General features: G+C 65.2%; 9 protein-coding genes and 2 pseudogenes. 5 read left to right on the top strand and 6 right to left on the bottom strand.

What is annotated here, in order from left to right:
- Both RMN95_RS06130 and galU read right to left on the bottom strand, forming a co-directional pair.
- Window positions 1-309, bottom strand: a pseudogene (locus tag RMN95_RS06130) (GNAT family protein); the annotation flags it as partial.
- Between the two features lies 1 nt (window position 310).
- The gene (galU, locus tag RMN95_RS06125) at window positions 311-1201 is read right to left on the bottom strand and encodes a UTP--glucose-1-phosphate uridylyltransferase GalU (protein WP_309616056.1); all 891 of its coding nucleotides are present in this window, start codon (window positions 1199-1201) and stop codon (window positions 311-313) included.
- Window positions 1202-1243: 42 nt separating this feature from the next.
- Here galU and RMN95_RS06120 point away from each other — a divergent pair, with 42 nt between their 5' ends.
- Entirely contained in the window at window positions 1244-1822 is a 579-nt protein-coding gene (locus RMN95_RS06120) for a 5-formyltetrahydrofolate cyclo-ligase (RefSeq protein ID WP_309616055.1), read from the top strand.
- Between the two features lie 15 nt (window positions 1823-1837).
- A pseudogene (locus tag RMN95_RS06115) lies at window positions 1838-1978 on the top strand (FmdB family zinc ribbon protein); the annotation flags it as partial.
- A 14-nt stretch (window positions 1979-1992) separates the two neighbouring features.
- Here the strand turns inward: RMN95_RS06115 and RMN95_RS06110 are convergent.
- Window positions 1993-2175, bottom strand: coding sequence for a hypothetical protein (locus RMN95_RS06110; protein WP_309616059.1), 183 nt, complete (start codon window positions 2173-2175; stop codon window positions 1993-1995).
- A 55-nt stretch (window positions 2176-2230) separates the two neighbouring features.
- Between RMN95_RS06110 and mscL the strand changes: the two genes are divergently transcribed.
- Entirely contained in the window at window positions 2231-2671 is a 441-nt protein-coding gene (mscL, locus tag RMN95_RS06105) for a large conductance mechanosensitive channel protein MscL (RefSeq protein ID WP_309616054.1), read from the top strand.
- A gap of 225 nt (window positions 2672-2896) precedes the next feature.
- Here the strand turns inward: mscL and RMN95_RS06100 are convergent, their stop codons facing one another.
- On the bottom strand, window positions 2897-6631 hold the full coding sequence (locus tag RMN95_RS06100) for an AAA family ATPase (RefSeq protein ID WP_309616053.1): 3735 nt from the start codon (window positions 6629-6631) through the stop codon (window positions 2897-2899).
- 171 nt (window positions 6632-6802) lie between these two features.
- Here RMN95_RS06100 and RMN95_RS06095 point away from each other — a divergent pair, with 171 nt between their 5' ends.
- Window positions 6803-8077, top strand: a complete 1275-nt coding sequence (locus RMN95_RS06095) for a hypothetical protein (protein WP_309616052.1) — start codon at window positions 6803-6805, stop codon at window positions 8075-8077.
- A gap of 54 nt (window positions 8078-8131) precedes the next feature.
- On the opposite strand, the gene RMN95_RS06090 is transcribed toward RMN95_RS06095, so the two are convergent.
- A complete protein-coding gene (locus RMN95_RS06090) occupies window positions 8132-8413 on the bottom strand; it encodes an iron-sulfur cluster assembly accessory protein (RefSeq protein WP_309616051.1) in 282 nt (93 codons plus the stop codon).
- Window positions 8414-8629: 216 nt separating this feature from the next.
- Here RMN95_RS06090 and RMN95_RS06085 point away from each other — a divergent pair, with 216 nt between their 5' ends.
- A complete protein-coding gene (locus tag RMN95_RS06085) occupies window positions 8630-8827 on the top strand; it encodes a hypothetical protein (protein WP_309616050.1) in 198 nt (65 codons plus the stop codon).
- 36 nt (window positions 8828-8863) lie between these two features.
- Here RMN95_RS06085 and RMN95_RS06080 read toward each other — a convergent pair whose 3' ends face one another.
- Window positions 8864-9721, bottom strand: coding sequence for an aldo/keto reductase (locus RMN95_RS06080; protein WP_309616058.1), 858 nt, complete (start codon window positions 9719-9721; stop codon window positions 8864-8866).
- Window positions 9722-9724: the final 3 nt, after the last annotated feature.

Genomic DNA, 9724 nt, shown 5'->3' with positions numbered 1-9724 from the left:
CACCCAGTACCCGATGGTCGCCGACGACAGCGAACCGTAGGTGATGGATGACACGTTCAGCTGCCCCGCGAGCTCACCGTCGTACTCGATCACGAACGGCAGCCCGAACCCGCCGCGCGCATTCTGCTGCAGACTACGGATGCTCGATCGCACGTCGAACGACATCGGACCGTGTGGGTTGGTAGCCTCCCACTTGCGCAGCCAGCTGCGGTTGTGGGATAGCTCCCGGTCGAGGATCTTCGCATCCCGAAGCCGGATCGGACGAATGGTCGTGCGCCCCTCCGAGAGCGTGGGAATCGTCGCGGCCACGTCAGTCGAGGGCGGCTGAGAACCGCTTAAGCCACGGACGCAGCTCGGGCCCGAGGTCGTCGCGTTCGACCGCGAGTTGCACGATGGCCTTGATGTAGTCGACCCGGTCGCCCGTGTCGTAGCGACGCCCGCGGAAGACCACACCGTACACCCCGCCGGCAATGTTCTCTCCCGCCATCGTCTGCAGCGCATCCGTCAACTGAATCTCATTGCCCTTGCCAGGCTCGGTGTGCTCAAGCACGTCGAACACGTCAGGTTGAAGCACATAGCGGCCGATGATGGCGAAATTGGATGGCGCGGTGCCCGGAGCGGGCTTCTCCACGAGGCCCGTGATCTTGACGACGTCGGGGGTTCCCGTTTTCTCGACGGTCGCGATGCCGTACATCTGGGTCTGCGCCGGGTCTACTTCCATCAGCGCAACGATGCTCGCGTTGCGGTTGTTCTGCTCGGTGATCATGCGCGACAGCAGCACGTCGCGAGGGTCGATGAGGTCGTCACCGAGAAGCACGGCGAACGGTTCGCGCCCCACGTGCATCTTGGATCTCAGCACGGCATGGCCGAGTCCGCGGGGGTCACCCTGGCGCACATAGTGCATATCGGCGAGATCGTTGGAGTATTCGACCTTCTTGAGGCGGTCGGTGTCACCCTTTTCTTCCAGCGTGGCCTCCAGCTCGGTCATCCTGTCGAAATGGTTCTCGAGTGCATTCTTGTTGCGCCCGGTGATCATCAACACGTCGGTGAGCCCCGCGGCCACCGCTTCTTCGACGACGTACTGGATTGCCGGCTTGTCAACGACAGGCAGCATTTCTTTGGGCATCGCTTTGGTTGCGGGCAGAAATCGGGTACCGAGGCCCGCGGCGGGTACAACTGCTTTTGTGATCCTGAATGCCATAGTGATCAGGGTATCGGCACTGAAGCTCTTAGTATGGATCGCATGCACGACGACGTCAGCCTCGAGAAGCGTGCTATGCGCGCCGAAATTCGCGAGCGCCGCCGCATCACCACCTCGACCGAGCGCGCTGAGGCGGATGCTGCGATCACCCGAAACCTCATCCAGCTCGCCACGAGGCTGAGGTCGCGCTCTGTTTCGGCCTACCTTTCGACACCGGTTGAGCCGAGCACCAGAGGTTTCCTGGCCTGGGCGTGCGGCACCGGCATCAGGGTGCTGCTGCCCATCTCCCGCTCCGACGGCCTCCTCGATTGGGCGCCGTATGACGGTGCGGAGGAGGACGAAGACGTCTTCGGCATGCCCACTCCCACGAGCGAGCTGCTCAGCCCCAACGCGATCGACGAGGTTGACCTCATCATCGTGCCTGCGGCATCCGTCGATCGCAGTGGAATGCGCATGGGCTGGGGTCGAGGCTACTTCGACAAGACCCTCGGATCGATGCAGCAGTGCCCCCCGGTCTATGCTGTGATCTTCGACCACGAGCTCGTGGATGCGGTGCCGAGTGAACGTCACGACCAACGCATCACCGGGGTGGTGACCCCCTCAGGCATCGTCGCCTTCTGATTTGTAAGGATCCGTGTGCCCACCTACTCCTACCGCTGCACCGAGTGCGCCAGCGCATTCGATATCGTGCAGGCGTTCACAGACGACAGCCTGACCGTGTGCCCGACCTGCGGAGGCCTGCTGCGCAAGGTTTTCTCGCCCGTGGGCGTGTCATTCAGCGGCTCGGGTTTCTACCGAACCGATTCGCGCGCGGCCGAGAAGTCGAAGTCCGGATCGGCATCGGCATCGGCATCGGCATCCTCAGAATCGGGGTCATCGGGCGATACGTCTGCGGCCTCCACGTCATCTGAATCAAGCTCAACCGCGAAGGAGTCAACTAGCGCTAGGTTGTCTCCCGGGAAAGAGGCAACCAAACCCGCAGGCTCTTCCGGCAGCTCCAGCGCGAGCCCTGGCAGTTAGGAATCAACCATGTTGAACGGCTTCAAAGAATTCATCCTCCGCGGCAACGTGATCGATCTTGCTGTCGCAGTGGTCATCGGTGCGGCGTTCACCGGCATCGTGACCTCCATCGTCACCGGTGTCATTAACCCCGCGATCGGCGCGCTGTTCAATGCGGCCGACCTCGCGAAGGCGTTCCCGGTAAAAATTCCCACCGTGTCTGGGGATGTGGCGACCCTCTACTTCGGAGCGGTTCTCGCTGCGGTCCTCAATTTCCTGCTGGTCGCCCTGGTCGTCTATTTCGCGCTCATCGTGCCGGTCAACATCCTGAAGAAGCGCGCTGAGGCACGGAAGCAGGCCGGCGGAGCAGTGGTGCAGGAGCCGGTCATCACCGAAATCGACCTGCTCGTCGAGATTCGTGACCTGTTGGCGAAGCCGACCGTCGAGAGCGGCAAGCACACCGACGGTTAGCCTTCACGCGCCGGGCTCATCCCCAGTGCGGGGGCTTGTCGCGGCGCAGCTGTTCATCGTTCTCGGCGGCGGTGTGCCGCGATGGCTCCGGTGACGGCGACGTGTCCGACCCGGACGGTGCCTCGGTGCTCACCCGACGGTGTCGGGGGCGTGGCGTGGCGGGCCTGCTGTCGGCGAGAGGCGCCTCCTCGCTCGGCCGGGCGCGGTGTGCGGGACCTGCGTCGGTCACGTTATCGCGTCCGGGTCATCCTGCCGCTTCGTTGAATTCACGATCACGCTGATCGGCTCCGTGGCCGGTGCCGGGTCGGCACCCAGCATGATCGCGACCTTTGCGGCCACGGCGTCCGGGTCGCTGAACAGCTCGAAGGCGTGCACGCGCAGGTAGTGCCATCCCAGTCGACGCAGCAGTTCCGGCCGCAGTCGAAGCGACTCGCGCAGGCTCGAACGATGCAGCACGGTGTCAGTCTCGATGGCCACGCACATTCCGCCCCTGGATGCCACAAGCCCCAGTTTTCCGCGATGCCCCAGCGCCACGGTGAGCCCACGAAGCCGCAGCCGTCGGGCGAGATCGACGAGCATCGGCTCGCTGTCGTCGGGAATCGGCTGCGCCGCCTGCCGGGCACCAATCTCGCCGAGGATCTCGGCGAGCGCAACGGCGCCATGCTTCATCCGGCCGTCTTCGAGGTCGTCTGGCGTGAATGAACTGACGATGACCATCGACCGGCGAGCCCTGGTCATGGCCACCGCCAGCATGCGTTCGCCGCCCGGTTCACCGAGGGTGCCGAAGTCTGACAGCACCCTGCCGTGGGGCGTGCGCCCGTAGCCAATCGAGAAGATGACCCGGTCGCGGCTCTGCGCGACGGCCTGGTCGATCGTCGAAACGGTGAACGGTTCGGCCCGGTCACTGATGACAAAGTCGATGAGCCCCGCGCGAGTCCCGGCCGCATCCAGCACCGCCTGCATCACCCGCACCGCGTGCTTCGGGCTGGCGGTGATCACCATGAGAGATTCGTGTGGGCGCTTCATCGCATGATCGAGCACGAGGTCGACGACACGATCGACCTCGGCGTCGGGGCTCTCGACAGCGCCAGAGTCCGGATCGGGCATCCCGTGACCGTCGACCACATATTCGAGGGCGAGACTGCCGTGCCCGAGGAAGCTGCCCGCCCAGGGGAGGGAGAGAATTCTGCCGCCGTAGAAGCGACGGTTGACCAGCTCGGCCAGGTCTTCGCCACCCGGCCGGTAGCTTCGTGTCAGGGACAACGTGGGAAGCAGCCCACCGAGCCTCGCCAGGGCGGAGTTCGCGTGCAGCTCATCCCTCGACTCGTCTGTGGGCGACGGCGCCCCATCATCGTCGGCCGCGGGATCGGCGATTCCGATATCGAACGCGGCCGGAGTCTGCGTGACCGGGTCACCGAACGCCACGACCTGTTGTGCACGGCGGATGGCACCGGCGTTCTCTGCGATGGTCGTGGCACCAGCATCCACGAGGACGACCACATCGAACGGCATAGTGTCGACAATCGAGTCGATCTCGTACGGCGATGCGAGCCACACCGGGGCGACGGAGCGCGAGAGGTGCGGTGCCGTGGTTTGCAGGTCGAAAGCGGTGACATATTCCCGTGCAAGCATGCGCTTAAGAAGCTGTGCCTCATCGGGCCAGTCGACCAGGCCGATCTTCCAGTTCTCGGCTAGCTGCCAGCCCAGTTGTTGCGCGTTTCCCTGCGCGTGAGCCTCATCCACGAGCCTGAAATCGGCTTCAAGACGGTCGAGTACCGAGGTGTTCGCCCCCAGCAATGCGCGCTCGCTCTCGAGCACCGACTCGAGCGCCGACTTCCACCACGACAGTTCGAGTTCGGCGGCGACGTCTTTCTCGGGCACGTGCCGGCGCGCGAGGTCGTCGATGAGAGGGTCGAGCTCAAGTTCGCGCAGCGATGCCATCAGGGTGGTGCGCTCCTGCAGGTTGTGCAGAACATCAGACTCAGCGGCGAGACTGTCAACCTTCTCAAGGAGGAACGGGATCGCAACCACCCCCAGCTGAGTCTCTCGCATGGTGAGGCCGAGAGGCTGGTCAAGCTCGGACAGGTCTTGCGCGACCTGGTTGTATGCCGCCTGCACCTCACCGATTCCGACCGGAACCTCCGGCGTCGCACCCTCGGCCACAAATCGATGCCAGAGCACCCGCTGCTGCTGAATGCGCACGAGAGCCTGGTGGAGGTCGCCAACACGCACGCCGGGGCGCACATACTCCGCGGCCAGCTTCCGGAGCCTGCGACGGTTGCCACCCGACATCTCGGGGAAGTCTTTGCGGTGGGCCGTCGCCGCAATCAGTTCGGTGATGGACCGATCGAACACCATGGGCAGGAATCGATCAAGGCTGTCGCGCAGGTCGATCAGCAGGCGAAGGTACACGCCGAGTTCGTTGATGGTTTGGAACGGCCGCATGTGCGTGCCCGAAATGAGGTGCATTCCTGACTCGACGAGCTTCGGCACGCTCTCGCTGAGCTGCTTGGCAATCGCGTGGGCGCGCAGTGCTTCGACACCGCTGGCGAACTGGGCTCCGTACCAGGGCGAATCTCCGGGACCGTAGCGAAACTCGCCGAGTCGTGCGGCGGCGACCATGATCTCGGCTGCTCTGGCGCGGTCTTTCGCCAACAACTCGACGGTGCGGCGTGACAGCCGAGCCGTGGTGGCTGGCGGGTTCGGGAGCAGCGCGAGCCTGCTGAGCTCGGTAACACACTCGAGCACGGAGGCGTTGAGGGCGACATCCGTCTTCGACAGCCCGAGGCGGTAGTCAAGCAGCACCTTGCGGAGCCTGACGAGGGCCTCATCGACCTCGCCGACGGCGGGTTGCGTGGCTTTCTCGCTGCGGGAGATGGAGTGGATGATATCGCGACGCAGTGTGCGCGGCGACACCGCGATGCCCGGCAGCCCGATGTCGGTAAGCCGATCGGAGATGGCGAGCAGTGATGCCCGGCGCGCGCTGGAGACAAGTACGCGCTTATTCTGGGCCACCAGGGTGCCGATCGCGTTGACGATGGTCTGGGTTCCACCGGTGCCGGGGAGCGTCCTCACGACGATGGAGTTGCCTGCGGTGATCTGCGCGATCACGTTCTCCTGTTCGGAGTCGGCATCGAGCAGGAGACTGTCGGTCTGCGGTGCGCGCTCATCGGCGGCGATGGCCTGGACCGGCGCATACCCTTCCTCGATCGTCCACCGCGCCGAGGTGTTGCCGGCGAGCGCATCGAGGACGGGATGCTCCAAGGACGCGGCATCCGCCACCAGCCCGCTCGCCACATCGGCGAAGGAGGAGACCACTAGTCGTGGGCTGACCGCGAACCGCTCAAGGTGGGAGGTTAGGCCCCGCAGCCGATCGATGACCGGGTTTGGTTTGAACGTGCCATCGTCGTCGGTGAGAGCAACGAAGGCCTGAGCGTCTAGTCGAAGATCGAACTGCTCAGCGAGGACTCTTGCCAGCGCGGGGTTCAGGAATGCAGACCCGCGAAGCTTCACCTCGAAATCGCGACCGTGCCGACGGATGGCCAGCGGGCGCAGCAGCACCGGCGCGCGATAGTCGGTGACACCATGGCGCCACTCGGCGATGCCGATACCGAGATGCACGGAGTCGATGCCTCGAGCGCTCTGCAACTCGAGCCCCTTGGATGCGATCACACCAGCGGCGAGTTTTGCCGTGCGCAGGGCCACGTCATCCCGAATCAGGTTTGACAGCAGTGTCGTCTTGCCGGTGATGAACTGGGCCAGCCCACCCGGATGCGTAGTCGACAGCTCGATGTGGGTGCGGGAGGCATCGTCGAAGTGCAGCAGAGGGTTTCGACCACCGATGGTGGCAAGTTCTGCGCGCCACTCGGCCCAGACGGGCTCGGCCACGTTACCGGCGACAATCGACGGATCGCCCAGGCTAAGGGTGTGCGGGGCGGTCACCTGCGGCTGTGCGTTCACGTGATGTGTCGCAGGGTCGCTGGGACCAGACTGCTGCTCATCAGGATCAACAGCGAAATTTTCGGAAGGTTTATTGGCACGCCACACACCGCAACCTTAAGACGCCTGTTATCGGAAAGGCCGGAGATACCTCCGGGTTTCGCATACTCGCGGCCCCGTAGAATGCGAGGCATGGATGTAGTCGCCGGCATCACGGTTGCCGTCGTGACCGTGCTGGTGCTGGTCGGTGGCGCCGTTGTCGCGGGCTTCGTGGTGCTTTTCCGCCGGCGCGGAGACCGCAGTGTCGCCGCTTCGTCGTCCGCCTTCGGGTTCGGGTCGGCCCCTCTCGACGACCTCAGTGCGCGGGCGGGCAGCCTGTTGGTGCAGATGGATGACGCGGTGCGGAAGGCCGACGATGAGCTCGGTTTCGCTCTCGCGCAGTTCGGGCCGGAACAGTCCCGCGACTACGGGCAGGCGATCGCGCTGTCGCGTGCGAAAGTGGCCGAGGCCTTTCGGCTGAGGCAGCAACTCGACGATGGCACTCCAGACAGCGATCGCGAGAAACGAGAGTGGACGCTTCAGATCATCGCGCTCTGCGACCAGGCCAACACCATGCTGACGCAACAGGATGCCGCGTTCGCGGGCAGGCGCAGGCTCGAGGTCTCCGCCGCCGGAACCGTCACCGAACTCCGAGCCACCGTCGCGGCGATGCATGAGCGGCTCGTCGCGACCCGAACCACCCTCGCGCGCCTGGCCGCGGCATATGCTCCCGCGGCGCTGTCGGGCGTCTCGGGCAATCCGGATGAGGCCGAGTCTGCGCTGACGGAGGCGATGTCGGCGGTGGATGCCGCGGCTCCGGCCATCACGGGCACCGGGGTCAGCGCGGTCTCGGCCACGCTGCAACAGGCATCCCAGGCCGCGCGTCGTGCCGAAGTTCTGCTCGACGCGGTGGACCGCACCGAACGGGACCTGGATGCCGCAGCGAAGGCCCTGGCGGAGTTGCGTGAGGCCGCTCGCTCCGACCTCGTTGAAGCGAAAGCCGAGCGCGACACGGCCCCGGATGCGGAGACAGGTCGGGCGATCATCGACGCGATGGCGGCGGTCGACCGCTCGCTCGCGCCGCACGCTGGGCCGACGGATCCGGTTGCCGATCTTGACAGCATTGGTGCCGCCATCAGCCAGCTGGATCTCGCGCTGGCCAGCGCCCGCAACCAGACCGACCGCCTCAGTCACGCACGCGCGGCGTATGCCGGAACCCTGGTGTCGGCCGCCAGCCAGATCGCCGTGGTGCGGGAACTGATCGGCAGCCGGGGCGGCACGGTCAGCGCGCGCACCCGGCTCGCGGAGGCGGAACGCCAATACGCGCTGGCCCAGGTCGAGACCGACCCGGTGGCAGCCCTCGACACCGTGCGCCGGGCCGTCACCCTGGCGCGGGACGCTGACGCCCTGGCGCGGTTCGGCGACTGAGCCGCACGCCCGGGTCGAGCCGATCGGGCGCGCTCGAGCGCGGCGGCAGTAAACCTAGCGCAAGTTGAGCGCAAACGTCACGGCTCCGGAGTCGGAGACCTCGGCGTCGAGCACCTTATCGTCGAGCGCCAGCGAGGCGTTCGGCTCGAGGAACACTCGCGCTCCGTCGGCCTCGACCACGGAATCGCCGGGCTCGGCAGCGGCAACGATTGCGACGTTGAAGTTGGTGGCGTCGGGGGAGTCGCCGTGGATCCGCAGGCCAGCCGCGTCGCTCTGGGGCGCCTTGTCGACGATGGATTTGACGACAGTCGTGGCGGTATCGGTGAGGGTGAGCATGGATTCGTCCTTCCGTTGTCACGCAGGAATACGCGATGAAGTCAGCCACGCTTCCGCACCTGTCGCCCTACATCAAGCTCACGGCACGATTCTGAGGTGATGCACATGTTGGGGAGGCCGCCCAGCGACTCCCGGATGAGTTCATCTGCTCTTCATCTTTCCAGCGCACTAATGTCGGTCGGCGCCGCGAGAATTGTCGAGGACCGGAGGGATGCGATGACACACTCTGAACACTTCTACTTGACTGAGAACGGGCACGGCCGGTGGATCATCCGGCATCAGATCACCGACATCATGGCCGGCACGATCCTGCGCACCGCCGGCGGCTTCAGGCTCAAGAACGACAATGCGCGAACGGTCGGCAACTTCGACTCGATCGAGTCGGCATTGGAGGGGCTGTACGCGACGGTGTGAACCGTGAGGGCAACGCTGACGGCAGCCACCTCGGCCCTAGCCGGAGAGGCGCGCCATCTCGTCCGCATCGAGCACCAGATCGGCCGCGTTCGCTGAGTCCCGGATGCTTTCGGGCCGCGAGGACCCCGGAATCGGCACCACGACCGGTGCGAGCGCCAGCTCCCACGCGAGGCACACCTGCTGGGCGCTGACCTCGTGAGCGTCGGCTACGTCCTGGAATTGCGCCCATTTCCCGCCCAGCTCTTTCGCTCCCCCGATGCCGCCGAGGGGGCTCCACGGCAGGAACGCGATGCCGAGTTCCTGGCACAGGCGAAGCTCGGGTTCGCTCGAGCGGAACTTCGGCGAGAACTGATTTTGCACCGACACCAGTCGTCCACCAAGAATCTCGTTCGCCTGCCGGATCTGGTTGGGGTTCGCGTTGGAGATACCCGCCATGCGAATCGTGCCGTCGTCCAGGAGATCTCGAATCGCCCCGACCGAGTCGGCGTAGTCGACCTGGGGATCCGGCCGGTGAAACTGGTAGAGGCCGATCGATTCGACCCCGAGTCGTCGCGCTGAGGCCTGTGCGGCCTCCTTCAGGTAACCGGGGTGACCGTTCTGGTTCCAGGGGCCTGCGACGGGGCGAAGATGACCGCCCTTCGTCGCGACCAGGATCCCCGAAGTATCCGAGCCCCACGAGGCGAGCGCCTCGGCGATCAGGCTTTCGTTGTGGCCCACGTCAACGCCCGGCAGGTGATACGAATCCGCCGTGTCGATGAGGGTGATTCCCGCATCCAACGCCGCATGAATCGTGGCGATCGATCGCTCCCTGTCGGGCCGACCCTCAATCGACATCGGCATTCCGCCGAGCCCGATCGAGCTGACCTGAACCGTACCGATAGTGCGCTGTTTCATGGA

Source organism: Salinibacterium sp. (genome assembly GCF_031364185.1).
Lineage (GTDB): Bacteria > Actinomycetota > Actinomycetes > Actinomycetales > Microbacteriaceae > Rhodoglobus.
The sequence above is the reverse complement of the archived record's forward strand: the minus strand, read 5'-3'. Positions and strand labels throughout refer to the sequence as shown.